18 protein-coding genes are annotated in these 26,791 nt (G+C 59.3%); 9 read left to right on the top strand and 9 right to left on the bottom strand.

Going from position 1 to position 26,791, the window contains the following annotated elements:
• Nucleotides 1-36: 36 nt before the first annotated feature.
• Together GNX18_RS17865 and GNX18_RS17860 are read right to left on the bottom strand one after the other, a co-directional pair.
• Nucleotides 37-1,971, bottom strand: a complete 1,935-nt coding sequence (locus GNX18_RS17865) for a phytase (RefSeq protein WP_166219907.1) — start codon at nt 1,969-1,971, stop codon at nt 37-39.
• 182 nt (nt 1,972-2,153) lie between these two features.
• The gene (locus GNX18_RS17860; RefSeq protein ID WP_166219905.1) at nt 2,154-4,307 is read right to left on the bottom strand and encodes a TonB-dependent siderophore receptor; all 2,154 of its coding nucleotides are present in this window, start codon (nt 4,305-4,307) and stop codon (nt 2,154-2,156) included.
• A gap of 204 nt (nt 4,308-4,511) precedes the next feature.
• Here GNX18_RS17860 and GNX18_RS17855 point away from each other — a divergent pair, with 204 nt between their 5' ends.
• Complete coding sequence (locus GNX18_RS17855) at nt 4,512-6,458, top strand: PhoX family phosphatase (RefSeq protein ID WP_166219903.1); 1,947 nt, start codon at nt 4,512-4,514, stop codon at nt 6,456-6,458.
• Between the two features lie 361 nt (nt 6,459-6,819).
• Here GNX18_RS17855 and msrQ read toward each other — a convergent pair whose 3' ends face one another.
• Complete coding sequence (gene msrQ, locus GNX18_RS17850; protein ID WP_166219901.1) at nt 6,820-7,434, bottom strand: protein-methionine-sulfoxide reductase heme-binding subunit MsrQ; 615 nt, start codon at nt 7,432-7,434, stop codon at nt 6,820-6,822.
• Nucleotides 7,434-8,441, bottom strand: coding sequence for a protein-methionine-sulfoxide reductase catalytic subunit MsrP (msrP, locus tag GNX18_RS17845; protein ID WP_166219899.1), 1,008 nt, complete (start codon nt 8,439-8,441; stop codon nt 7,434-7,436). Before msrP ends, msrQ begins: the two co-directional genes overlap by 1 nt.
• Before the next feature lie 244 nt (nt 8,442-8,685).
• Here msrP and GNX18_RS17840 point away from each other — a divergent pair, with 244 nt between their 5' ends.
• Nucleotides 8,686-8,832, top strand: a complete 147-nt coding sequence (locus tag GNX18_RS17840) for a lmo0937 family membrane protein (RefSeq protein WP_138236966.1) — start codon at nt 8,686-8,688, stop codon at nt 8,830-8,832.
• 9 nt (nt 8,833-8,841) lie between these two features.
• Here the strand turns inward: GNX18_RS17840 and GNX18_RS17835 are convergent, their stop codons facing one another.
• The 3 genes from GNX18_RS17835 to GNX18_RS17825 form a co-directional block, all read right to left on the bottom strand.
• Nucleotides 8,842-10,488: an MFS transporter gene (locus tag GNX18_RS17835; RefSeq protein WP_166220763.1), complete on the bottom strand. Its 1,647-nt coding sequence runs from the start codon at nt 10,486-10,488 to the stop codon at nt 8,842-8,844.
• Nucleotides 10,489-10,601: 113 nt separating this feature from the next.
• Nucleotides 10,602-12,326, bottom strand: a complete 1,725-nt coding sequence (gene ybaL / locus GNX18_RS17830; protein WP_166219897.1) for a YbaL family putative K(+) efflux transporter — start codon at nt 12,324-12,326, stop codon at nt 10,602-10,604.
• Between the two features lie 68 nt (nt 12,327-12,394).
• On the bottom strand, nt 12,395-13,003 hold the full coding sequence (locus tag GNX18_RS17825; protein ID WP_166219895.1) for a MarC family protein: 609 nt from the start codon (nt 13,001-13,003) through the stop codon (nt 12,395-12,397).
• Nucleotides 13,004-13,072: 69 nt separating this feature from the next.
• Here GNX18_RS17825 and aceK point away from each other — a divergent pair, with 69 nt between their 5' ends.
• The 3 genes from aceK (at nt 13,073) to GNX18_RS17810 (ending at nt 16,604) form a co-directional block, all read left to right on the top strand.
• Entirely contained in the window at nt 13,073-14,836 is a 1,764-nt protein-coding gene (aceK, locus tag GNX18_RS17820) for a bifunctional isocitrate dehydrogenase kinase/phosphatase (RefSeq protein WP_166219893.1), read from the top strand.
• Nucleotides 14,837-14,966: 130 nt separating this feature from the next.
• Nucleotides 14,967-16,019, top strand: a complete 1,053-nt coding sequence (locus GNX18_RS17815) for an AraC family transcriptional regulator (protein WP_166219892.1) — start codon at nt 14,967-14,969, stop codon at nt 16,017-16,019.
• A 75-nt stretch (nt 16,020-16,094) separates the two neighbouring features.
• Entirely contained in the window at nt 16,095-16,604 is a 510-nt protein-coding gene (locus GNX18_RS17810) for a hypothetical protein (RefSeq protein ID WP_166219890.1), read from the top strand.
• 61 nt (nt 16,605-16,665) lie between these two features.
• On the opposite strand, the gene ppk1 is transcribed toward GNX18_RS17810, so the two are convergent.
• Complete coding sequence (gene ppk1, locus GNX18_RS17805) at nt 16,666-18,714, bottom strand: polyphosphate kinase 1 (protein WP_166219888.1); 2,049 nt, start codon at nt 18,712-18,714, stop codon at nt 16,666-16,668.
• Between the two features lie 174 nt (nt 18,715-18,888).
• Between ppk1 and GNX18_RS17800 the strand changes: the two genes are divergently transcribed.
• Nucleotides 18,889-20,379: a Ppx/GppA family phosphatase gene (locus tag GNX18_RS17800; RefSeq protein WP_240914081.1), complete on the top strand. Its 1,491-nt coding sequence runs from the start codon at nt 18,889-18,891 to the stop codon at nt 20,377-20,379.
• Complete coding sequence (locus tag GNX18_RS17795) at nt 20,376-21,860, top strand: YdiU family protein (protein WP_240914080.1); 1,485 nt, start codon at nt 20,376-20,378, stop codon at nt 21,858-21,860. Before GNX18_RS17800 ends, GNX18_RS17795 begins: the two co-directional genes overlap by 4 nt.
• Nucleotides 21,861-22,225: 365 nt before the next feature.
• Here the strand turns inward: GNX18_RS17795 and GNX18_RS17790 are convergent, their stop codons facing one another.
• Complete coding sequence (locus GNX18_RS17790; protein ID WP_205828002.1) at nt 22,226-23,428, bottom strand: endo-1,4-beta-xylanase; 1,203 nt, start codon at nt 23,426-23,428, stop codon at nt 22,226-22,228.
• Between the two features lie 200 nt (nt 23,429-23,628).
• Between GNX18_RS17790 and GNX18_RS17785 the strand changes: the two genes are divergently transcribed.
• Together GNX18_RS17785 and GNX18_RS17780 are read left to right on the top strand one after the other, a co-directional pair.
• On the top strand, nt 23,629-25,014 hold the full coding sequence (locus tag GNX18_RS17785; protein ID WP_166219885.1) for a glycoside-pentoside-hexuronide (GPH):cation symporter: 1,386 nt from the start codon (nt 23,629-23,631) through the stop codon (nt 25,012-25,014).
• Nucleotides 25,015-25,076: 62 nt separating this feature from the next.
• On the top strand, nt 25,077-26,681 hold the full coding sequence (locus GNX18_RS17780; RefSeq protein ID WP_166219883.1) for a glycoside hydrolase family 43 protein: 1,605 nt from the start codon (nt 25,077-25,079) through the stop codon (nt 26,679-26,681).
• Nucleotides 26,682-26,791 lie beyond the last annotated feature (110 nt).

Raw genomic sequence — 26,791 nt, 5'->3', positions numbered from 1 at the left:
TACTCCACCCCGGCAGGGCTGGTTTCCAGGTACAGACTATTTCAGCTGGAGTTTCTCCGCGATATCCGCCCAGGACACCAACTTGAAGTTCTGGGTCTGACTCGGCATGCGGTTGCGGCCGTCCTGAACCACAAGCAGCCCCTGGGGGTACTGGCTGCCGAAAGACGCACTGGACACTTCCAGACCGTCGGTTTCCGAGCTGCCGTCTAGGCTCTTGTCCAGATTGATATCCACCTTGAAGTGGCCGACAAACTCGCTGCCATCGCGGCTGAACAGGGCGTAGCTGTTATTACCCTGGCTCGACACCACCAGGTAGCTCCTGTCGCCCGCATGGTACAGACCCATGCCTTCCACATCCGCAGCCAGCCGCTCGCCATCCACCTGTGCAATCAGCTGCGGCCGGACGCCGCTGGCGAGGAACGCGGCGATATCGAGGCGCCAGATACCCGCGTCTTCCTCGCCGAAGAACAGCATCTGTGTCTCGTCATCCACCACACAACCTTCCACCTGGCTATCCACTTCGAGTTGCGCCACTTTCTGCAAGCGCCAGTCCACATTGCCCTCGCCCGGAACGATCTGCAGCAACTGCACCGCACCATCCTTGTCCGAAACAAAGGCCATCAGGTCGGCGCCGCGGCGATAGACACACAGACCGTAGGGGTCGCCCATGTCCAGGTTGCGCAGCCCCAGGTCGTCCACCTTGCCGTCCGCGGAGATGCCGAACAGGCTGACACCGGGATCGGTGCGGTTACTGGCGGCAGCGATGGCGACATACTTGCCGTGCTGCATCGGGCGCAGGTCGACATTGTTGACGCGCCCGACGGGGAAGTGCTCGATCAGTTCGCCGTTCAGGTTGTACACGCTAAGGCCGCTTTTCTTGTCGGTGCCGAGAATCAGGCTCGCAGACGGGTTGACCGGGTTGACCCAGATGGCCGGGTCGTCGGCAGCGTCACCGCCGGAACTCACCGGCGCGGTCTGCCCACTGGCGCGCACCCGCGGGATTTCCACCGGGCCGCGGAAGGTCTGCATCTCCGCCGCCGGCTCCGGCAGCTTGACCGCAAACTGCAGCACTCTGTCGCTCTCTTCTTCCAGCGCCAACAATACGCCCTGTTGAATCGCCGCGGAGACCGGCTCCAGATCCGCCAGCGCGGTGACGAACTGCGGCCCCTGGCGCGGATTGTTGATATTGTAGGCATACACCTTGTCACCGGCGGTCAGCCACAGGTTGCCGCTGGCACCATCCAGCCACAGGCCGCCGAAATCGTCCGCCGCCAGTTCACCGGAAGCGGCGAACACTTCGCGCGCCTCGTCCATTTCCGCATCCGCATTCAGGCTCCAGATACCGAGCGGCGGCTGTGCCACCAGCAGCTTGCCACTGCGGTCGTCCACCACACAGGAAGAAACCTGTTCACCAAAGTAGAGCGGGCGCACACCGGTAAATTCCCACGCCTGCTCGCGCGGGTGCACCACGTATTCGTGCCCGAGACCGTTTTCGTCGATGGCAAACAAGTGGGTGCGGTCGGCCTGGCGGGAGAAGCACATGGCCACCTGCGGCGAGGTGGTGGCCATGGCGCCGAGATAGCGGATGCGCGGACTCCCCTCTTCCAGGTCCAACTGACGCAGCTGCAACTGGCCGCTGTCTTCGTCGTAAAGGGCAATCAGCCAGTTGTCGTCCGCCAGCTGGTGCAGCGCAAAACGCTCCACGGTGCCACCGTCCAGCGCGAGCTTTTCCGTACCCTTTGCGTCCACCAGCACCAGACCGCGCGCCTCGCTGGCCAGCAGCAGGTAGTCGGTACTGCCCATGGTAAGTGGTGCCAACTGGCTGGAGACCACATTGGTCAGCGCCAGCTCCTGTTGCGGGGCGATGGGTTTGGGACTGGATGCGGCCTGTTCGATTCGGGGGCCACAGGCGCTGACAAGACCGGCGATGGCCAGTGCGACAGCAGTTTTAAGCAAGTATTTACGCGCCATAATTCTTTCATTGATTGCGGGTTTGACCGGGGTTTCGACAGCGGTTCCGGCAACTTTACGCCGCGCGGATGACGAAACTGTGGCAAACAGATGACGGTGGAATTCCATGTAAAAAAATAGCAGATAGCCCACCGCCGGGCGTGACCGGCAGCGGGCTTTCTGCCCGTTGGAGCGAACGTTCCTTAGAACGCGGAGCGCCAGGTTACGGTGTAGGTCGGGCTGCTTTCTTCGATCTGAATCTCGTTGACCGGCTCTCCGTAATCGCGGATGTGCTCCACTTTCTCCTGGTCCAGCAGGTTGGTGCCACTGAAGCGCAGGACGGATTTTTCGGTGACATTCCACTCCACAAACATTTCCAGGTTGCCGTCGTACTCGGTGACCACATACTCTTCAAACTCGGTGGCGAGCGACTCGCTGCGCTTCTGATAAGAGATACCGGCGCCGCCGAAGCCCGGCAGGTCCTGGGTCAGGCTGATGTTGTACACGGAATCCGGCTGGTTGCGGAAAGTGCGGGTGTCGCCAGTGAACGGGTCCTTGATCTCGGAATCGAGGTACGCGTAGTTGGCGTAGAAACCGGTGTTTTCCAGCCCCATGAACGCGAGCGGCATAGAAATGTCGAACTCGACGCCGCGGGAGGTGCCGCTGCCGATATTCATCGGCATGAACAGTGCGCCGCCGGCTTCGGTGTCGATTCCGGTATCGGTCAGTTCGATGACATCGTCGATGTCGCGGTAGAAGACGTTCACGCCAACGATGCCGCGGCCCGGCAGGCGGTGCTCGTAACCGAGGTCGAAGCCCCAGGCCAGCTCGGATTCCAGATCCGGATTGCCGATGGTGACATCTTCGTCATCCGGAGTTTCCTCTTCCTCGAATGGGGAAACCAGATCAAACTCCGGGCGACGCAGGGTGCGCGCGACGGACGCGGTGATGCGGTTTTCACCGTCCATATCCCAGCGCAGGCTGATGGACGGCAGCAGTTCGTTGCTGTCGTGCTTGCCGCGACCGTCTTCGTTGGAAACTTCGCGCTCGTAGATATCGTAGCGCAGGCCGCCTTCCACACTCAGGTTGTCGGCGAGGGCATAGGTCAGCTTGGTGTAGGGGGCGATGCGGGTTTCCTCGATGTCCGCATCCACATCAAACAGACCGGTTTGCAGGCCGCTGCGCTCACTCACGCCGTAGGACAGGCCGGTTTTCAGCTCGGTCTCGCCCCAATTCACGGTATAGCTGCCTTCCAGCGCGTAGTTCTCGTCTTCGATCGCGAGGGTTTCGTCGCCATCTTCCACACCCTGGGAGATGCCGTCTTCAAACTCTTCCTCGGTTTCAAAGTTAACGGTGTCTTCCTTGAAGCGCGACAGCGCTGCGGAAAGTTCAAGCTCGCCACCGGCTAGGCTGGTGGTGTAGAGGCCGTCGATGCCCCAGCTGGTCTGGTCGATCTGCTCTTCCTGGGTCTCGATTTTGACCAGATCGCCCTCGGTACGGCTCACCGCGGTACCTTCGTACTCGGTGACCACCTCATTTTCCTCACGGTCGGTGAACACGTAGTAGCCGTTGAAACGCAGCTCAGACAGCTCGTCCAGCTGGAAGCCTACGGAGCCATTCAGGGAGCTGTCGCGACCGTCGCGGGTGTCGTTTTCAAACGCGAAACCTTCAAGTTCCTCGTCGTCAAAGTACTCTTCCACCTTTCGCTTGGGGTTGTAGCGTTCCTGAATATTCGCGCCCAGCCAGAAGTCGTAGCTCTCGCCCGCCTGGGCGATAGCGGCGGACCCGATATTGCGGAACTCCTCGCTGTCGGCATAGTAGGTGCTGCCGAGACGGGTGGTGATACCGTCGAGCTTGGCGCCGTCTTTCAGGATCACGTTCAGCGTTCCGGCCACGCCCTGGGAGGTCATATCGGCAGACGGGGAGCGGATGATTTCAATGCGCTCCACCAGCTCGGAGGGGATACGGTCCACAAAGAAGGTGCGGTCCGCACCCTGCCCTGGAATCGGGCGGCCGTTGATCAATACTTCGGTGTATTCCGCGTTCATGCCGCGCAGCTGCACCGCATCGTACTCCAGTACGTCGGAAGTGAAGGTAACGCCGGGCGTGCGCTTCAACATTTCACCCACGGTCAACGGCTCGAAGCGCTGGAAGAAGTCGAGGTTGAACGACAGCGTCGGGTTGATATCGTCGGTGCGGTCGCGGTACACGTTGGTACCGGTCACCACGATTTCTTCCACCGCGCCAGTGCCAGCCATAGCGGTCATTTCAGCGGAAGTTTGCGCACCGGCATTGACGCTGATGATGGCCGCCGCCAGTGGCGCAACCATGCTCAAATTGAATACAGACTTAGTCATGTTCCCCGTCCTTTGTAACGTTGGCGGTTATTTTGATGGGGCGCAGGCTAGTCTTGAGATATGAAAATTTGGTTACGTTTTTTTTAAATTTGTCATATTGCCCCGCTAACCTTGGTGCATCTTGAAGCGGACCGCAGACGACGTTTCCACAGCTACTGGTGCACGCCAGTGCGGCCGCAAATATTGCAGTCAGGTGAACAATTCATGACAGACAACCCACAGAACCCGCTCACGGAACCAGAAAATCCCCGCCGCCGCTCCATGTTCAAGGCAGTGGGCGCCGTCGGCATCGCCACCGCCGGCGCAAGCTTGATACCCGGCTGCGGCCCGCGCATCGGAAAAGAACAGACCAACCTGGGTTTTGCGGAAATTCCCCACCGCCTGGATCACCGCCATCATCTTCCCGACGATTACACCGCCGACCTGCTGTTGCGCTGGGGCGATCCGCTGGATGCCTTTGCCGACCGCTTCGTACCGGAAAAGCTCGATGCCACCGAGCAGTCGCGCCGCTTCGGCTATAACAACGACTTTATTGCGTTCATGCCGCTGGACCCCGACGCCGGCCCCGGCGAGGGCGACCGACACTGCCGAAGCAGCAACAGCGAACGCGGCCTGCTGTGTGTCAATCACGAATACACCCAACCGCACCTGATGTTTGCCGGTTACAGCGAGGCCGCTTCCATTCGCGGCACCAGCGACCAGCACATCGCGGTGGAACAGCAGGCCTGCGGCCACAGCGTGGTGGAAATCGAGAAGACCAGTGGGGGCTGGCAGCCCGTGCTGGGTAGCCCCTATAACCGCCGTATTTCGCTCACTACGGAAATGGATATCGTCGGCGCCGCCGCCGGCGACACCCGCCTGCGGACCAATGAGGACCCGAGCGGCATGCGGGTATTTGGTACCGTCGGCAACTGTGCCGGTGGCAAAACCCCCTGGGGTACGGTGCTGATTGCGGAGGAAGGTTTCGGCGGCGCTTTCCAGGGCGACCCAAACAAGGTGGCGGACGAGGTGGAAGCACAGAATCACCAGGCTTTCGGTATCTCGCCGGAAAACCGCAACTGGGGCAACTACGACCGCCGCTTCGACATCTCGGTGGAACCACACGAGCCCAACCGTTTCGGCTGGATGGTGGAATACGATCCCTACGATCCCCAATCCAAACCGCGCAAACTGACCGGCCTCGGCCGCTTCGAACACGAGGGTTTCACTCTGGTGAGCAAACCCGGTCAGCCCATCGTGGCCTATGGCGGCGACGACGACGAACACCAGTTTGTGTACCGGTTTGTTTCCAGCGGTATCTATCGCCCGGGAGAACAGGCGCACAACCGCGCACTGCTGACCGAGGGCACGCTGTATGCCGGGCAGTTCCGCGAGGGAGGGGCCGGGGTGTGGTTGCCGCTGGTGTTCGGGCAGGGACCGCTCACTGAGGAAAACGGTTTTCGCAATCAGGCGGATGTGCTGATCGATTGCCGGCGCGCAGCGAAACTGATCGGTGCGACGCCGATGGACCGGCCGGAAGACGTAGAGACGAATCCGGTGAACGATTGCACTTATGTGATGCTGACGAAGAACAGGAAGCGTGCGGAGGGTGATGAGAATGCAGCGAACCCGCGCGCGCGCAATTCAGCGGGGCATGTGCTGGAGATTGTGCCGCCGGGGCGCAGTGGGGAGCGGGATCATGTAAGTGATTCGTTCCGCTGGAATACGTTTTTGCTCGGGGGCAATCCGAATGCGGAGGACCCGGCGGAGCGCGGGGCTTACGGCCAGCAGGTTCCGGGTGCCATTTCCCCTCACGGTTGGTTTACGAATCCGGACAATGTGGCGTTCGATATGCGCGGCAATATGTGGATTGCGACCGACGGGTGTGAGAGTTTCGGTTTCCACGATGGACTTTGGGCGATGGCGACCGAGGGCGAATTGCGCGCGGCGCCGAAGCACTTTTTTGGCTGCCCGCAGGGTGGCGAGATTTGCGGACCGGAATTTACTCCGGACGGGACGACTTTATTTGTTTCGGTGCAACATCCGGCGGATGCCGATAACTCTACGTTTGATAATCCACTGCACCGGTGGCCGGACAATGATCCCGGATTGCCGCCTCGTCCTTCGGTGTTGGCGATTCGCCGTAAAGACGGGGGAGTGGTGGGTCGCTGATACCGCATTTGTTTGGGTTTTGAAGCTGGCGCGCTGGCGGCCAAGTGCCGGGTACGGGTTTTCAGGACCGCTGTGAACCCATCCCTGGGCGCTGCGGCGCAAACATCCTGTTTGCGACGCTCCTGAAAACCCGTACCCGGCACTTGGCCTTCAATTCAAACTTCTGCACTTCGAATCCAATGCGTTTTGTTCGGGCCGCAATGGTTGGGCTGAAGGTGCTGACGCCGGGGATCTGTTCGCGAGACCTTCTAAAACAGGGATGTTTTAGAAGAGCCCCCAGGGACGGGTCTACGGCGTGTCTCGCGAACAGATCCCCGGTGGCAGTACCGCCACTGCACCCGCTGCGAAACTTTCCCAACTCTCAGTTACGCAAAGACCTCACCCAGCGGCCAACGGAATCCCGCCGCCAAACCAACAACAAAAGCGCAACGGCAAAATAAATCGCCGGCTCAATCCAGCCACTTTTCACCGACCACCAGAAATGCCAGCAGGCGAGCAACACCACCACATACAAAAGCCCGTGCAGTTTTTTCCAATTGCGCCCCATTTTCCGGAGCACGGCCGGTATCGAGGTAACTGCCAGCGCGAACAGAATTACCCACGCAGAAAACCCCAGCAGGATATAAGTGCGCTTGACCAACTCCTCGCCAATCAATGACCAGTCGAGGCCGAGGTCCAGTGCCAGCCAGGCGCTGAAATGCAGGGTTGCCCAGGTAAAGCACCAAAGGCCCAGCGGTCGGCGCAGGCGGTTGAGTTGGCCGAAGTGCAGGGATTTCGCCAGTGGTGAAACCAGCAGTGTGAGCAACAGCAGGCGGATGGTGCCCATACCCAGGTAGTGGATCAGTTCCTTTACCGGATCGCCGCCGAGGCGGCCGTCGCTGATGGCAAAGAACAGCCACAGCAGTGGCGCCAGTGCGCCCAGATGTACGCCGATCTGCAACAGGATCGCTGCGTTCTTTTTCCAGCTCGCCGCCATCAATAGAACTTCCTCAGATCCATGTTTTTGTAGAGCGAAGCCACTTCATCTCCGTAGCCATTAAACGGAAGGGTTTCCTGGCGCTTGACCGAGAACAGGCCGCCGGGGCCGATATAGCGCTCACTGGCCTGGGACCAGCGCGGGTGATCGACATCCGGGTTGACGTTGGCGTAGAAGCCGTATTCATTGGGAGCGAGTTTGTTCCAGCTGGTGGGAGGCATTTTTTCCACCAGTTGGATTTTGACAATGGACTTGATGCCCTTGAAGCCATACTTCCACGGCACCACCAAGCGGATCGGCGCGCCGTTCTGGGGTGGCAGGGTTTTGCCATAGAGGCCGACGGACAGGATGGTGAGTGGGTGCATCGCTTCGTCCATGCGCAGCCCCTCCACATACGGATAGTCCACACCCCCACCGATATAGCGGTTGCGCTGGCCGGGCATCTGCTCCGGATCGAAGAGTGTCTGGAAGGCGACGTATTTGGCGCGGCTGGTGGGCTGGAAGCGCTGCAGGAATTTTCCCAGTTCGAAGCCGGCCCAGGGGATGACCATGGACCAGGCTTCCACGCAGCGCATGCGGTAGATGCGCTCCTCCAGGCCGATGTCGCTCATCAGTTTCCACACATCCACGGTACCCGGTTTTTCCACCTCCCCTTCCACGGTCAGGGTCCAGGGTTCGATTTTTAAGCCCTGGCTGTTCTCGGCGGGATCGGTCTTGCCGGTGCCGAACTCATAGAAGTTGTTGTGGTTGGTAACCTTTGCTTCCGGTGTAAGCACCAGATCCGGCGCCGGCTTTTGCGGGGAAAATTGCAGCGGTTTGCGCGGTGCGCTGCCCGACGCCTGTTTATCGCTGCCAAACAGGTTCATGCCGACAGCGCCGCCAGACATTAAAAGCCCACCGAGCCCAGCGCCGAGCCCGCGGATAACGCTGCGGCGGGAGACGTAAGCCGTCTCGGGAGTGGTCTGCGCTTCACTGAGGTCACTGCGGGCGGGTGTCTTGATCAGCATGGGCCGTCTCTCTGTTGGCGATTTTGTCCTATGCGATGCCATCGCACCGGCTCAGGATAATAAGAGCGCGCCAGTCCCATTTTGTTCACTTTAGTCTTGTTCAAAATAGTTCTGCGCGGACTTAGACCCAATCGAAATGTGGAACAGTTTTGCTGGTGGTGCGCTGGACGGCAGACTACTGTTCCACCAATGTAGTGGGCTCTCTTCCCGAGCCTCCACGGGCAACCCGAATGAGGTGGCTGATATGCTCGAGACAATTATCGTTATTCTGGTTGTGCTCTGGTTACTGGGGCTGGTGAGCTCCTATACCATGGGTGGCTTCCTGCACATACTGCTTATTATTGCTGTAATCCTGCTAATTCTGCGACTGGTGCGGGGACGAAGACCGTAATCTCCGCCTTCAGGCGGAGGCCTCTTCCGCGCCGGTGCCGCTTTCCAAGCGCGCGCCGGTGCGGCGTTTGCGCATTGCCAGTAGCTGCCCGATGTCTTCCAGGCGCAACCCGCGGGTATCGATGCCATTGCGCCACAGGCCGGCGGCCGCCGCCAACAGCGGCAGGGCAATCACCAGCGCGGCCAGCGCCATATTTTCAAACAATCCAAGCACACCCACCCCAGCGCCGAGGATGCCACCGGCCTTGGAGCTCGCCGCAACCAACCCCGCACCAGTGCCCCGCAAATGCACCGGGTAGATCTCCGCCGCGTAGGGAATCAACATGGCGATGACGCCGCTGGCGCTGACCAGCAGCAGTGCAGTCACCGCCGCGATGGTCCATAGGGCGTGGAAACCGAACCACAGACACAGACTGAATGCGAGCAGCGCGATGGCGGTGAAGGCAATAAAGGTCGCCAGGGTGTAAATACTGCTCCAGCGGTGGTAGAGCCAGATCACCAGCAATACGCCGGGCAGTGCGATGGTGGCGGAGCGCGCCAGCAGCGCATCGGCGTTCTCCGCAATGCCCAGTTCCCGCAGGTTGGTGGGCAGCCACAACAGGAAGCCAAAGTTAACCAGCCCCCAGGCGAGTCCCGCGGCAACAAGCCCCAGAGTGATCGCCCCGTAGGAACCACTTAGCAACTGCCTTATCCCGCCTGGCGCCTGCGCCGGCACGGTCTCTTCAACGACGTCAGCAGAAACCGCGGAGCCCCGTTGCCCGCCCTGTCCGGCAAATCTCGCCAATACCGCGCGCGCCTCACCCGCCATACCGCGCCCGGCCAGGTAGCGGGGAGACTCGGGAATATAGCGGTTGAGAAAAATGACCAGCAGGCCGGTGGGCAGGCCAAGCATCCACAGGATACGCCAGCTAAACATGGGTTCCAGCAGGGCCGCAGCCCCGGAGGCGAGCAGGTAGCCGCCTGCGGTACCCACACCGCCCAGCGCCACCAGCAGCCAGCCACGGTGTGCGGCGGGAATAGTTTCCGCCATCAGAGCAAAGGTAATCGGCAGCAGGCCGCCGGCAGACAAGCCCATCAGGAAGCACATGATGAGGTTCCACTCGAACGACGGCATGGCGCCACAGATGGCGGTACCGATGAACATCAGCGCTCCCAGCAACACTGCCGCGCGGCGGCCAAAACGGTCCGCCACCAGGCCCCACATCACCGAACCCAAGGTGGTTCCTGTCAGCGCTACCAGCGCGAGGGTGCCGGCACTTTTGGAGGTGATCTCGTACTCTTCCGTCATCCCCGGCATGACGAAGCCCAGGGTTGCAGGTTTCATCACATCCACCGCCACCGTCACCACCAGTACCAACACCAGCTTCCAGTGTTCGCGGTTGAGCGGGAGGCGATCGGCCACATGAAACTGTACGTCGCCAGGGCTCGCCAAATCGGACATACGCGGCATCAGACCGTATGTGGCCAGCACAAGCCCGAGCGGAATCAACCCCATCCCCACCAGCATGGTGGTGTCCATGGGCATACCCGCCATGTGATAGTTCATGTGCGCGGCGTGCATGAACATGGGGATATGTGCCAATACACCGGCGGTAATGCCGGCGCATCCCAACCAGAAGGCAAAGGGATGATGGAAGGAAATACCTCGGGTACTCATCACGGGTTACTGCTCTCTATTATTATTTGGCGCCTGTGGATATCAGACGTTCGCCATATGCTAACCGGCACCCGCCGGTGGACCAAGCGTCTCGGGAACGCAGCCGCGCCGAATCAGTGCTGGTCTTGCGTGGCGTCGCGAGCCGCGAGCAGTTCGATAGCGCTGTTGCTGATTCCCCGCGCCAACTCCTGCTCGCGCACGAATACCTGCGCGGCGCCGTCGCGGGTGAGCATTCGCGCATCCTCGTCGCCACTGGCCCGCGCCAGTATCTGGATATCCGGTTTCAGCAGGCGGGCGGTCTCCATCATCCGCCGGGTGCGCAGGGTGTCGGCGATGGTGACTATCAGCAGGCGTGCACGCGCCACATGGGCCTGAATCAGCACCTCTGGCTCCGCCGCATCGCCGGAAACCGCAGCCAGGCCGCGCGCACGCAGCTGTTCCACCAGTTCGCGGTTCTGTTCCGCCACCACTACCGAGATACCGCTCTGCGTCAGTGCGCCGGCCACCCGCGAGCCCACTTCGCCGTAACCGACCACCACCGCATGCCCGGTCAGCCTGCGCAGGTCCGTGGACATAGGCAGCTCCGCCAGCGGGTCCGAAGAGCGCTCCATAAACCGCGCCAGTGACGAGCGCCCGCGAATCCAGCGCTGCAGTGGCTCTAGCGCATTGAACAGCAGCGGGTTCAGCGCAATAGAAATCAGTGCGCCAGCGAGAATCAGGTTCTGCCCCTCGGCAGAAAGCAGCCCAAGGGATATGCCAAGGGCGGCGAGAATAAATGAGAACTCGCCGATCTGTGCCAGGCTCGCAGATACCGTAAGCGCGGTGTTAAGCGGATAGCGGAACAGCAGCACCAGTGCGAAGGCCGCGATGGTCTTGCCGAACACGATGATGGCCACCACCGCCAGCACCTTCGCCGGCGACTCCACCAGCATGCCCGGGTCGAACAGCATACCCACGGACACGAAAAACAGTACCGCGAAGGCATCCCGCAGCGGCAGCGATTCCTCCGCGGCGCGATGGCTCAGCGCCGATTCACGCAGCACCATACCCGCGAAAAAGGCGCCCAGCGCAAACGACACCCCAAAGATAATGGAGGCGATATAGGCAATCCCCATGGCCGTGGCGACCACCGCCAGGGTAAACAGCTCGCGCGACCCGGTGCGCGCCACTTGCCACAGCAACCAGGGAAACAGCCGCCGACCACCCGCCAGCATCAGCGCCACGAAAACCGCGACCTTACCGAGCGTAATCGCGACGGCGAGCGCGAGACCGCCAGCTTCGGCGTCGCCCCCGGCATCGACCGGCCTACCGCCCAGCCAGCCCGCTAGCGCCGGCAGTATCACCAGCACGAACACCATCACCAGATCTTCCACCACCAGCCAGCCGACGGCGATGCGCCCGTTGGCGCTGTCCAGCAGGCCGCGCGCCTCCAGCCCCCGCAGCAGTACCACGGTACTGGCAACCGACAGCGCCAGCCCGAACACAAGGCTGGCGCCGATGTCCCAGCCCCACCAGCGCGCGACGCTGAACCCGAGCAGAGTGGCCACGGCAATCTGTGCCAGTGCGCCAACAATGGCAATGCGCCGCACCGCCATCAGGTCCGACAGGGAAAAGTGCAGGCCAACGCCAAACATCAGCAGGATCACGCCGATTTCCGCCAGCTGTTGTGCCAGCGCCATATCGGCAACAAACCCCGGGGTACCCGGACCGATGACCACCCCCGCGATCATGTAGCCGAGCAGTGCCGGTAAACGCAGGCGCGCAGCCACAAAACCAAGCACCAGCGCCAGTCCCAACGCGACGGATATGGTGGTGATCAGAGAAATATCGTGATGCAAAGGTTCCCCCGACAATCGCAATGCCGCTTGATTAACAGACTCGAAGCAGTGTTACCGCTGGGTTCGAATCACACAATGAAAAACTGCTGGATGCCTAACAGCACATTGGTGGTGGCCACCGATGCGAGAATCAGCCCCATGACCCGGCTCACGATACTGGCACCGGCATCGCCAATCCAGCGATAAATCCAATTGCAGGCAAGTAGCAGGATAAGGACAATCCCCAATACCGCCAGCATCGCACTAGCCGTATCGAGTTGATGGATAGGATCGAAACGATGGTAATCCGTCAGCACCACCGCCGCCATCATGGCGCCGGGGGAAGCGATGGATGGGATCGCCAGGGGGAAGATCGCGGTTTCATGCCCGCTGCGCACGATGCCCACCTCCTGCTCTGGCTTGCCCTCGCCAAAAATCATGGTCAACGCAAACAGGAACAGCACGATTCCCCCCGCTACCTGGAAGGCAGAGAGCGGCACGCCAATCACTTCCAGCAGGAACTGGCCCGCAAACAGGAAGAACAGCAGGATGCCCGTGGCCACCGCCACCGCGAGGATGGCAATCTTGCGCCGCTGCCACTCCTCGTGGCGACTGGTCACGGCAATAAACACCGGCAGGGTACCCACCGGGTCAATTACCGCAAAGAAAAAGACAAAGCTGCTGATCCAATCGTTCAAGTGAGACCCCAAGTGCCCGTGCTAACATCCCTTGTATAGTATGAAAGCCGATCTAATTGAGTCTAGTGCATGACAAATCATTCCCCGACAGCGCGGCGCATTGCCAAAACCATTCTCAATGGCTTTGATGCCTACTTCGCGGATTTCCAGAATATTACCCTGGGCGCCAAGGCGCGTTTTGAAACCGCCGCCTGGCCCGGTGTGCACGAGGCCAACAAGGAACGCATAGACCTGTACAAGGTAAAAGTGAACCAGGTGCTAAAACTGGTGCACTCGGTAACCAGCAAAGACACCACACAACTGGAGCTGTGGGGCCAGGCCAAGGAAACGTACGCGCAGCTGATCGCCAACAACAACAATTACGAAATCGCCGAGACGTTTTTCAACTCGGTATTCTGCAGCCAGTTTCAACACGCGCATATCCACGACAGCCATATCTTCGTCAAGTCCTCCCGCGCCCCGGATGAAAAACCGCTGCGGGATTACAGTATCTACATCAGCTACAGCGGCCGCGACGGAATGCGCGCGATGATCGAGGACATCCTCGCCGATTACGGTTTTTCCATTCCCTGGGAAGACCTGCAGCGCGACCTCGACCATATCTGCGACGCCCTGCGTACAGGTCCACTGGCGGGAAAACTGGAAACGGAGGAGGACGAGCAGCGGCTACGGGTGGACATGCTGGAATCCGTGTTCTACCGCAACAAAGCGGCCTATCTGGTGGGACGCCTGATGTTTGCCGGCGAAGTGATCCCGCTGATTATGCCCTGCCTGAACAACGGCCGCGGCCAGGTGTTTGTTGACACCCTTATTTATAACAACGACTCCGCCAGTATCATCTTCAGTTTCACCCGTTCCTATTTCATGGTGGACGCGCCAATTCCTTCGCGCTTTGTGCGCTTCCTCTCCACCATCATGCCACTCAAGGAAAAGTCCGAGCTGTACAACTCCATCGGCTTCCACAAGCACGGCAAGACCGAGTTCTATCGCCATATCCTCGCGCACATGAAAGTGAGCAATGACAAGTTTGTGATTGCTCCCGGCATCAAGGGGATGGTTATGAGCGTGTTTACGCTTCCGTCCTATCCGGTGGTGTTCAAGGTAATCAAGGACCGCTTCGACGCACCGAAAACCGTCACCGAGGAAATCGTCAAGGAAAAATATAAATTCGTATCCCGCGCCGACCGGGTGGGGCGCATGGCGGACACCCAGGAATACACCAACTTTATTTTTTATCGCAACCGTTTCAGCGATGAACTGCTTGCAGAGCTGCAAAAGCTGGCGCCGAGTAAGCTGCACCTGGACGATAAATGGGTGATCATCCGGCACCTGTATGTAGAACGGCGCATGGAACCACTCAACTTGTACCTCGATAAAGCGGACGACCAGCAGACAATCGAGGCAATGGAGGAGTACGGCAACGCCATCAAACAATTGGCGGCAGCCAATATTTTCCCCGGAGATATGCTGCTAAAAAACTTCGGCGTGACCCGCCACGGACGCGTGGTGTTTTACGATTACGACGAACTCTGCCCACTTACCGAGTGCAATTTCCGCAAGCTTCCCGAGCCGCAAAACGAGGAGCAGGAACTGGCGGACCGCCCCTGGTACACGGTGGCCGAAGCGGATGTGTTCCCGGAGGAATTCCGCCTGTTTTTTTCCGGCAACCCCATTGCGCGCAAGGCGTTTGAAGACCAGCACAGCGACCTCTACGACTACCGTTACTGGCAACGGCTACAAGAGCGCATCCGCGCTGGTCGCGTGGAAAGCACCTTCCCCTACCGTCGCAAGGTGCGCTTCCGCCGCCTGCCGATCAAACGTACGTCACACTAAATACATCTACCGGCTTGTAGGCGCGTCGGGGAATCAGTACAAATAGCGACACAGGTGGTTATCGCGCGCCATCAGCGCGCGTGATAACGCACTATTTTTCCCGGCAATAATAATAATTCTGGGAGCCGTTATGGATTACGACACACGCCTTATTCCATTGCACCGCCATCCGCTCGGATTCATCGAGGTCTTCCGCGAACTCGGCGCCAGCGAGAGCACCCTGCTCCAGGGCACCGGCATCACACCCGCCCTGTTCGATCTGCAGGAGGCCCGCATCAGCTACAGCCAATGGCGGGTACTGCTGCAAAATGGCGTGCGACAATGCGCTCACCCCCAACTCGGATTGATCGTCGGTCTCAGGTTTCATTGGAGTTTCTGGGGTCCGATGGGATTCATGATCGAGTGCAGTCCGAGCCTCAAGGATATTGCCGAATCCTTCCGCCGCTACATGGTGACGGTACAGCCTTTTTACGCGCTGCACGCCGCGCGCTCCAACAGTTATCTCGACCGCGGCAACCGGGTGGTGGAACCTCTCAACTATTCCACATCGCAGGATGCCGATCCGGTATTGCGGGATTTCCTGCGCCAGTTCCGCCTCGCCACTACCTTGCGCATCTGGGACGAGTGCGGGAACAAGTCGGTGGAAGACCCGGAAATCCACGTGCGCCTGGACCAGCCGCGCCCGGCCGATCGCGAGTTTTACGACAGGCTTCCCTGCCAGTCCCTTGAGTTCGATGGCAACACTTCCACCATTTCCGGCAGTATCGACCTGGTGTTCACACCGTTCCGCCCCATGCGCCGGCGCACCTATGAGCGCCTGCAGCGAGAGTGCGAGCAGGAGCTGGACCGCTTTGCGGAGCATTTCAGTTTCACCGAGCGGGTACGCTGGCACATGCGCTCACACTTCAACCCGCGGCTGGAGCTACAGCAGGTTGCCGAGCAGCTGCAGGTTTCGCCGCGCGGCCTCTCACGCCGGCTGGCGGCCGATGGCGTCACCTTTCGCGGTCTGCTGCACGAGATCCGCATGGAAATCGCACTGCACCATCTGCGCAATTCCTGCCTGGCGGTGGAAGAAATTGCACGCTACACCGGCTTTTCCTGCGCCTCAAGCCTGCGCCGGGCGGTAAAAAACTGGAGCGGAAAGACCACCAGCGATCTAAGAGGCGACAGCATTGCGCTGTAAGCCCCGCTGCCCGCAGTCGGGAGCGCAACAGTGGCTATAGTTAGAAAAGCGGTTTGGTTCCGATGGAGGTTGCACGTGCGGTATTTCGCCTGTGGCGGGTTGTGTGTGACGCTGGCGCTATGGAGTCTGGCTCTGAGCGGTTGCGGTTATCTGCCCAGTGAGATGGAGGGCAAACCCAAGAACCACAATTCCAACCCCCCTGAAACTGCGGCAGGGGTAGCGCTGCATGCCGTTGGTTGCGACGTGCGCGCCAAAAATTTCAAGCTGCTGAAATTTGACGATCTCTACACTTTCACCAACGACCCCAAGCACCCTTTCCAACCCGCCGCGAACCTGCCCAGCAAATACGATGTGCGCGCGTTTGTGTGGGGTTATGACAATTGCAAGGCGCGTGGAACCTGTCAGCACGGCGATCATTACTGGTTGATCAAACGTGGAGCGGAGGGCGATTTTACCACCTGGGTGGTCACCCCCCAGTTCCCTCGCATCACCATTGAATCCCGCTGCAAGGAGCGGCTGAAGGTTGGCGAGCGCTACCGCTTTTCGTTTGAGAACGGGAAGCTGGTGGGTTTCAGTAGGAACTAGCACGCAAAATATAGCGTTCCATAAAGGTGTTGCTTGTGGCTCGCCGCAGGTTCTTCTCCGATCAAACCTCCCGCTTTTTTAAATACCGATAAATTGCATCCTGTGAGCGCACGTTGCGTTTGCTATGGCGATTGGCAATCAGGCTGTTGCTCTGGTCCGCGTCCATCAGCCGCGCTTTCTGGTTGTCCTGCCACTGCAGCTCGAGAATATCCAACACGGTCTTGCGGTGCTCCGCCGACAGCAGCGGGAAGGTCACCTCCACCCGGTGATCCAGGTTTCTCGTCATCAGATCAGCGGAGGACAGGTACACCCTGGGTTCCCCCGCGTTGTGGAACGCATATACCCGGGCATGCTCAAGAAACTTGTCCACCAGGCTGATCACTTCGATGTTGTCGGAGACGCCCTGGGTCTGGCACATCAGTGCGCACATGCTGCGCACGATAATCCGCACACGCACACCGGCGGCTCCCGCGCGATACAGACGCTCAATCACCTCCGAGTCCACCAGATTGTTGCACTTGATGAAGATGTCCGCCGGCTTGCCGGCCACCGCTGCGGAAATCTCGCGATCTATGGCCGCGAGCAGGTTTGGTCTGCTGGAGTGAGGGGAAACCCAGATGTGGTGGTAGTCCGGCTGCCGGTGAGACTGCTTAATGAAGTCGAATACCCGGTAAGCGTCCTCGCCCAGTTTGCTGTCGCCGGTGAGCAGGCTGAAATCGCAGTAAAAACGCGCGGTACTCTCGTTGAAATTTCCGGTACCGAAGTGGCTGTAATAGCGGTCGCGACCGTCTTCTTCACGCACGATGGAGATGAGTTTGCAGTGCACTTTGAGACCGGGCACCCCATAGATCACTTCCACACCGGCATCGCTCAGCTCACTGGACCAGTGCAGGTTGGCCTGCTCGTCAAAGCGCGCCTGGAGTTCCACTACCGCGGTCACCAGCTTCTGGTTGCGCACGGCGTTGACCAGTGCGGCGACCACGCGCGAGTTTTTCGCCACCCGGTACAGGTTGATGCGGATTTCCCGCACCTTGGGGTCAATGGCTGCGGAGGCAAGCAATTTGGTGATTACGCGGAAGTCGTGATACGGGTAATAGCAGAGGCGATCGCGCTCGCGCAGCCAGGCGAAGATATTGGCGCTGTCCGGCAGGGTGGGCAGCGGCGTGATACGGCGGTAGGTGTGCTGGCGGCTGTCTGCCGGGAAGCTCATGAAGTCTTTCGAATTATGGTAGCGACCGCCGGGAGTAAAGCTGTCGTAGCTGCCCATCTTGAGCTTTTTCTTGATCAGCTGCAGCAGCGCCTCGGACATAGTGGAATCGTACACAAGCCGCACCGGTTCCGCCTGCTTGCGTTTTTTCAGTGACTTCGCCACCCGGTCTACGATGTTCTGCGTCACGTGTTCGCCGAGTTCCAGTTCCGCGTCGCGGCTGATTTTGAAGGTGTAGGCAGACGCCTTGCTAATGGGCATTACATAGCGGAACACATCCACCAGACAGGCGCGGATCACGTTGTCGAGAACAATGTAGACTTTTTCGTGCTTTTTCTCCCGGTGCGGAATCGCGATAAACCGCGGCAGGATGTCTGTGGGAATTTCCAACGCCGCAAAGCGCAGGCTGCCGTCCTCCAGCTCCAGGTAAATGCCAAAGTAAATACTCGCTTCGTTGAGAAGCGGCATGGTTTCACGATCATCAATGAAAAAGGGTTCAAGTTCCGGCAACACTTCGCGGTGGAAAAATTCCTCTACGTACACGCGCTGGTTATCGGTAAGCTGGCGCTCGTTGATCAGATGGATATTGTGCCGCCCCAAATCTTTCAGCACCTTGCTGTAGGCATTGCCGAAGCGGGCCTGCAGGCGCAGCACCTTTTCGTTGATACTCCCCAGCAGCTCGCCAAAGCGCTCCTTCTGGCGACCGCCTTTGGCAAACGTGGCCAGGCGCCGTACATCGGCCACCCGAACGCGGTAGAATTCGTCGAGATTGTTGGAAAAGATGCCAAGAAAGCGCACCCGCTCGATGATGGGCACCCTCTCGTCCTCGACCTCCTGCAATACCCGGGCATTGAACGAGAGCCAGCTCAGCTCTTTGGGATACAGGGGGATGTCTTTTGCCATACTTTCCGGTGCTTCTTCTGCAAGTCGTTCGCCAGCCCCGGACTCAGCCGGGGATTCGACGCCAATTGGGAATGCGGCTTCTATCGTTTTCAAGTTTATATGGACACGCTAGTGACAAGGTGATGGCTGCGCAGTTTGCTACATTTTTGTTTCAGGTATTTGACAAGAAAAAACATGACAATGGATAACAACGCGGACGCGGGCAACGAGCGCTATGCAGCGCTGGATCTGGGCTCCAACAGCTTTCACCTGCTGTTGGCAGAATTCCGCGACCAGCGCATGGTGCGCCTGCACACGGACCGCGCCATGGTGCGCCTCGCCGAGGGGCTCGACAGCGAGCGCAACCTGGCGCCGGACGTCGCGGAACGCGCGCTGGAAGCACTGAGAAGGTTCGCGCCGGTGATTCGGGGGCTACCCGCCGACAATGTGCGCATCGTGGGCACCAATACCCTGCGCATCGCCAGCACCCAGGCGGATGGGTTCCTCGAGGCCGCCGAGGCTATCCTGGGCGCCCCCATTGAGATCATTTCCGGTATCGAGGAGGCGCGGCTGATCTATTCCGGCGTTATGGCCGCCGCCGAAGGTCCGCCGCGGCTGCGCTGTGTGGTGGATATCGGCGGCGGCTCCACGGAGTTTGTGCGCGGCGTGGAAAGCCCTCGACAACTGCAGAGCGTAAATGTCGGGTGCGTGGCATTCAACCGTCGCTTTTTTGACAGCGGCAAAATCGACCTGGGGAAACGCAACAGTTTCACGCGCGCCCGTCGCGCCGCCCAGGCGGAGTTGCAGGAGCTGCGACACATGGCCGACGAGGCCCTGGTCATCGGCGCCTCCGGGACCATCAAATCTGTCGCGCGGGTACTGAACGACGGCGAGCTGTTGCCGATTCACCGCCGCGATCTGGACAAGCTGGCGGACCGGGTGGCCAACTGCAAAACAGTGGCTGCCATCGATCTGCCTCACCTCGAACCACAGCGCCGCCCGGTATTCGCCGCCGGCCTTGCGATTCTGCACGGTATCTTTCGCGAACTGGACATTGAAGTCATGCACGTTTCGCCATTTGCCATCCGCGAGGGTATCGTCCACGATCTCGCGGGCCGCGCGCACGGCGGAGACCGTCGCGCGGACACCATTTCCAACCTGATGGAGAAGGGAGAAATCGACCGCAATCAGGCGAAGCGGGTGGCCAACACTGCGCTGCAGTTCTTCGGCCAGCTGAATCCGCACTCGGTGACAAGCCAGCGCCGCATGTTGCGCTGGGCGGCAGATCTGCACGAGATCGGTCTCGCGCTTTCCCACAGTAATTTCCGCAAGCTGGGCGCCTTTATGATCGAGCATGCGGACATGGCGGGGTTCAGTCGCAGCGAGCAGGAAAACCTGGCGTACCTGGTGCGCAACCAGCGCGGTGATATCAAGGCGGTGCAGGAGCACTACGGCTTTCATCCAAACAACGACCTGTTGTTGTGCCTGCGCCTCGCCTGCATCGTGCACCGGGATCATATGGACCGCCCCATCGACGGGCTCGCGCTGTCGGCCGATGGCCCGGGCTATCGGCTGGAAATCCCCTCCGACTGGCTGTACGACAATCCGGCAATCGAAGATCTTCTGGAACTCGAAGTAGAATGCTGGGCGGAAAAAAACATCAAACTAACACTGGGTGGCTCGTGAGCGATTCCAATTTCCTGTCACTCGATCAATTGAAGCTGCAACACCACTACGCCGATCTCGGACCGGTGTTCGGCACGTCACTTCCCCCGACTCCGCTGCAGAACCCGCACGTCATCCACGTCAATCCAACGGTGATGGAACTGCTCGGAATCGACCCGCGCGAGGCTACCAACCCGGACTGGGCGCTGCTTGGCAGCGGTGCAAAACTGTTCCCGGGCAGCGTGCCATTTTCAATGAAATACACCGGTCACCAGTTTGGCAGTTACAACCCCGAGCTTGGCGACGGGCGCGCGCTGTTACTGGGTGAAGTTGAGCGCAACGGCAAGCGCTGGGATCTGCATCTCAAGGGTGCCGGCCAGACGCCCTACTCCCGGTTTGGCGACGGCCGTGCGGTGCTGCGTTCAACCATCCGCGAGTATCTTGCCGGCGAAGCGCTGACGGCACTCGGCATCCGCAGCACCCGCGCGCTGTGTATGGTAGGAAGTCAGGAGCCGGTGGCGCGGGAGAAACTGGAAACCGGTGCCGCGCTGATACGCGTGGCTCGCTCCCATATCCGCTTCGGGCATTTCGAGTATCTGTTCTACACCCGCCAGCTGGAGGCGCAGCACCGTTTGGTGGAGTTTGTGTGTGCGCAGTTTCTGCCAGAATTTGTGGATAAGCCTGTGCAGGAACAGGCGGAGGCGCTGTTGCGGTTTACAGTGAAGCGCAGTGCGGAGCTGGTTGCGGGCTGGCAGTCGGTAGGCTTTGCCCATGGGGTTTTGAATACGGACAATATGTCGATCATCGGGGATTCATTTGATTTCGGTCCCTACGGTTTCCTCGACGATTATGAGCCGGGTTTTATCTGCAACCATTCGGACCACACGGGCCGCTATGCGTTTGATGCGCAGCCGGGGGTGGTGCTGTGGAACCTGAATGCGCTGGCCCATGCGTTTTCTTCTCTATTGAATGTGGAGACATTGAAGGATTGTCTCGGCCAGTATCAGCCGTTGTTGATTGAGTTTTACTCGGGGTTGATGCGGCGCAAGCTTGGGCTTGCCCTTGAGGATGAGGGCGATCAGCAGCTGTGCGCGGATCTGATGGAGCTGCTGGAATCGGGGCGGGTGGATTACTCGCTGTTTTTCCGCGCGCTGAGCCGTTATTGCGGGGAGCGTCCGGCTACTGCTTTAGAGGAGCTTGTTTCACCTTCGCAGCACGAGGCTTTGACGAGCTGGCTTTCCCGCTATGACCAACGGCTGCAGAAGGAGAGCCGCTCCCCGGAGCAGCGCAGCCGGGATATGTTGCGGACGAATCCGAAGTTTGTATTGCGGAATTATCTGGCGCAGCGGGTGATTGAAGCCGCTGAGGCCGGGGATTTTCAGCCTTTGCGGACGTTTTTTGATTTGTTGCAGACGCCGTTTGATGAGCATCCCGGGTTTGAATCTTGGGCGGCTGCTCCCACTGAGTTGGGTAAACATTTGCCCATCAGTTGTTCGTCCTGATTTTGGGGTCCGTTTTATTTTCGTTTGGTGGCGGTAGAGCACTGGGGATGCGTTTTTGAAACCGCCATGCATACATCCCTGTAGGCTGCGTCGGAAACGTCCCTGTTTCCGACGCTTTCAAAAACGCATCCCCAGCACTCCACCTTCGATTTGAAGTTCAAGTCTTCGTTAGTCAACAGCGAAAGTTCTTTTCGGGTTGTGTAGAAATCTGGACTATCCGCCGAGGCGCCGATACCGGGTGCTGCCTTGCCAGACCTTCCGCGAGAGGGACCTCGCGGAAGAGCCCCCAGGGATGGGTTCACGGCGTGTCTGGCAAGGCAGCACCCGGTAGCGGCGCCGCCACGCAGTAACTACGAAGCCCTGACTCAACTGGACTTAGCCGCAACTTTCAAACCCGCAACAGCGTAATACGCCTTCTTCGGCTCGCCATCCCGATCAAAAATCAGCGGGTAATTGGTCCGCCCAACCACAGGCCAATCATTTTTCCAGGATTCCGCATCCGTAGTGCCCCACAGAGTAACCCGACGAACCTTGTCCCGATGTTTCAGGAAAAGTTTGAACAGGGATTCATATCGCGCCGCCAGTTCATCGACGATTTTTTCCGGCAACTGCTCGGGGAAAGGATTGAGTTCTTCCGAGTAGGCAAAGTTGGTGGAAATCTCCGCACCCATGTAGTCGTAGGCTTGGGGCAACACATCCACATCCAGCTCGGTGATATGCACATCGAGACCGGCAGCGGCAATGGCCTCAATACTGGCTTCGATCTTGGCGATGGCGGGCTCACTCAAATGTACGTGCGCCTGCATACCCACACCGTGAACCGGCATACCCTGCTTGCGGAATTTTACGATCTGCTCCAGGGCAAAATCCCGTTTCGCCGGGATCGTCATGTTGTAGTCGTTGTACAGCAGCTCTGCATTGGGGTCGACCTCGCGGGCGAGGTGGAAGGCGCGGGAAAAGTAGTTCTCCCCAAGGGCGTTGTACCAGTGGCTCTTGCGCCACTGGCCGTCGTCGGTGACCGCTTCGTTGACGACATCCCACGCCTGGATTTTGCCGCGGTAACGCCCTGCCAATGCGGCAATGTGACTCTCCATGGTCTGCTCGATGTCACTGCGCTTGCGCAACCGACCGTGGCCGTCGACGAAGACCGATTCCGGCATCTGCGAGTGCCACACCAGGGTGTGGCCGATGGTGTACATCTGATGGCGCTGACCGAAGTCTACGAAGTGGTCAGCACGCTGCCAGTCCCAAACATCCGCTTGCGGGTGCACCTCTTCCCATTTCATCGCATTTTCCGCGGTGATGGCGCTGAACTCGCGCGCCACCAGAGCTTCCAGACCAGGGTTTTGGGCCTGCAGGGTGTTGTTGGACAGCGCAGTGCCTACCTTGAAGTCACCGCCGAACAGGGCACCCAGCCCCGGTGCTGAAGCCCCGGATTGGCCGGCAAGTGCCTCCGCCAGCAGGCGTTTGGGGCTCGCGCTGCCCAGTACCAGGCCTATACCGGCGGCAGTGAAGGCGCTGCGCAGGAACAATCGCCGCTGCTGGTTCATCATCGTTGTTTTTTTCATTTTCCTACCTCTATTTCACCTTTTTATTCTTTTGTTTATTTTTTAGTCTGTACGGAGCGGTGTAGCAGCGGTCGCAAAAGGCTAGACAGCTCCTGATGCTGTGTTATAGTCACCGAGACTATTATGATTAAGCAACGAAATCCAGCGTAAGCACCAGAAAAGACAACGATAAAAAACAATAACGAGTGAGAGAAGCCGCCATGGGCACATCCAGTATCAGCATTCGCGAAAAAATCGGCTACGGCCTGGGCGATACCGCCAGCAACATCGTGTTCCAGGTGGTGATCAATTTCCTGCTGGTGTTCTACACCGATGTGTTCGGTATTTCCGCCGCTGCCGCGGGCACGCTGCTGCTGGTGGTGCGGATATTCGACGGTATCACCGATCCGCTGGTAGGGGGCATGGCAGACCGCACCCGCTCCCGTTGGGGACGCTACCGGCCCTATCTGCTGCTGATGGCACTGCCCTATGCGGGCCTTGCCGTACTGGCATTTACCACCCCGGATCTCGGCGAGAACGGCAAGCTGGTTTATGCATACATTACCTATACCCTGTTGATGACCGTGTATACCGCCATCAATATTCCCTATTCCGCCCTGGGCGGTGTGATTACCGAAGACACCACCGAGCGCGCGTCTATTCAGTCCTACCGTTTTGCCATGGCCATGGTGGGCGGTGCGCTGGTGTCCGCACTGACACTGCCGCTGGTGAATCTGCTCGGCCAGGGCGACAAGGCCTTTGGTTACCAGATGGCCATGGCGGTCATGGCCGCGATTGCGGCGCTGTGCTTTTTTATCTGCTTCTGGAGCACCCGCGAGCGGGTTGCGCCGGACACGGTGGCCGACTCGAAAGGCAATATCGCGAAGAACTTCGCCGGGGATTTTTTCAACCTGTTCCGCAACAGCCAGTGGGCGATCATCGCTGCGGCGACTTTTTTCCTGCTGGTACTCGTCGCCATGCGGGGTGCGGTGACGCCTTTCTACGTGACCTACTACTTCCAGTCAGAGAGCCTGGTCAGCATGTTCGTCACCCTGCCCATGCTCGCGGGTGTAGCCGGCGCGGTAAGCACCAACTTTCTCACCAAGCGCTTCTGTAAGGCGCGCCTGTTCAACTGGGCAATGATCGGGGTGATTGTCACTCATGCCGCCCTGCTGCCACTGGGAAGGGATCAGGTGTACCTGGCGCTGGCACTCGCCATGGCCGCAAACTTCGTACATATGATCGCTATTCCCCTGATCTTCTCCATGGTGCCAGACACCGTGGACTGGTTTGCCAGCAAAGGCCACCCGAAAAAAATGGCCATGGCCTACTCCGGACATTTAATGGCCTTGAAGCTTGGCCTCGCCTTCGGCGGTGCCAGTGCTGGCTGGCTGCTGGGCTATTTCGACTATGTGCCGAACGCCGAGCAGAGCGAGCGCACCCTCGACGGCATCGTGCTGATCTACGCCGCGGGCCCGGTGGTCTGCACCTTGATCACCATGGCGCTGTTCCGCAATTACCGGCTCACCAATGTTTTTATGGCAACCGGCATGCGCGCTGAAAACGCGGCCGACTCTCCCGATACTGCAAACGCAGTTTCCAACTAATCCCATGTTCCGCCGCAAATGGCGATAACAGAATGTGACGTAAGAATGTGACGAAGGACGTGATGAACAATCCAATTTTAAAAGGTTTCAACCCGGACCCCTCCATCGTGCGGGTGGGCGACGACTATTACATCGCCACTTCCACCTTCGAGTGGTACCCCGGGGTACAGATTCACCACTCCAAAGATCTGGTGAACTGGCGACTGGTCAGCCGCCCGCTCAACCGCGAGGCGCTGCTGGATATGCGCGGCAACCCGGATTCCTGCGGTATCTGGGCGCCCTGCCTGTCCTGGTGTGACGGATTGTTTTACCTGGTGTACACGGATGTAAAACGCTTCAATGGCAGTTTCAAGGACGCACACAACTACATCACCACCTGCGCTACCATTGACGGCGAGTGGAGTGATCCGGTGTATGTGAACAGCAGCGGCTTCGACCCATCCCTGTTTCACGACGATGACGGCCGCAAGTGGTTCACCAATATGGTGTGGGACCATCGCACCGGCAAGAATGCGTTCGGCGGTATCCTGCTGCAGGAGTATGACCCGGCAGCGAAAAAACTCGTCGGCCCCATCACCAATATTTTCCTCGGCACCGACGCGGGCCTGACCGAAGCGCCGCACATCTACAAGCGCAACGGTTATTACTACCTGCTCACCGCCGAGGGCGGAACCGGTTACGAGCACCGTATGACGTTCGCACGGTCAAAGAATATCGACGGGCCCTACGAACTGGACCCACACGGCTATTTCCTGACCTCGGTAGACAACCCGGATCTGGTGCTGCAGCGCTCCGGTCACGGAGACTTCGTGGAAACCCCGCAGGGCGAGATTTTCGCGGTGCATCTTGCCACCCGCCCGCTGCCCGGAATCAAACGCAGCCCACTGGGACGCGAAACCGCAATTCAACGCGCGGAGTGGGGCGAAGACGGCTGGCTGCGGCTGGCGCACGGCAACAACCAGCCCCAGGCGAATGTCGACGCCCCGGACCTGCCGCCGCACCCGTGGCCGCAAGATCCTGCGCTGGATGAATTCGACAGTGCACAACTGCCAATGCACTACCAGTGGCTGCGCACTCCCTACCCGGAGAACTTTTACAGCCTGCAGGACCGCCCCGGTTTCCTGCGCCTGTTCGGTAAACAATCCATCGGCAGCAGCTTTGAACAAGCGCTGATCGCCCGCCGCCAGCAGGCATTCTGCTTCACGGCCACCACTAAAGTGGAGTTTGTGCCGCAAACCTTCCAGCAGATGGCGGGGCTGACCTGTTACTACAATGGGCAGAAATTCCACTATCTGTATATCTCCCACGACGATGAGCACGGTAAGCATCTCGGCATAATGAGTCACAGCGAAGGTGAGGTAACCGACCTGCACTTCCCGCTGGGAAATTACGGCTCGGGTTCAGAAAAAGTAGTGCCGCTGCCAGCGAGTACGCCAATTTACCTGCGCGCACAGGTGAACTACGAGAAACTGGATTTCTTGTGGTCAGTGGACGGGGAAAAATGGCAGCAAGTCGGGGAGACGCTGGACTACAGCATTGTCTCCGACGAGGCGGGTCGCGGCGAGGGCGCGAGCTTTACCGGCGCCTTCGTGGGCATGGCCTGCCAGGATATTTCCGGGGCGAATTGCCCGGCGGATTTTGATTTCTTTGAGTATCTCGAGCGTTAACCGGTAGGCCGGAAACGCAAATCCTCACAGGATCTTCAGAAGTTGTAATGGTGAGTAGTCTCTCTCACAAACCCTTCGCCCGGCGTGCTTTACCCCGGGCTTTTTTTTAT

This window comes from Microbulbifer sp. SH-1 (genome assembly GCF_011326135.1).
Taxonomy (GTDB): domain Bacteria; phylum Pseudomonadota; class Gammaproteobacteria; order Pseudomonadales; family Cellvibrionaceae; genus Microbulbifer; species Microbulbifer harenosus.
Note: the sequence above shows the minus strand (reverse complement) of the source record. Positions and strands in the feature narration are given on the sequence as shown.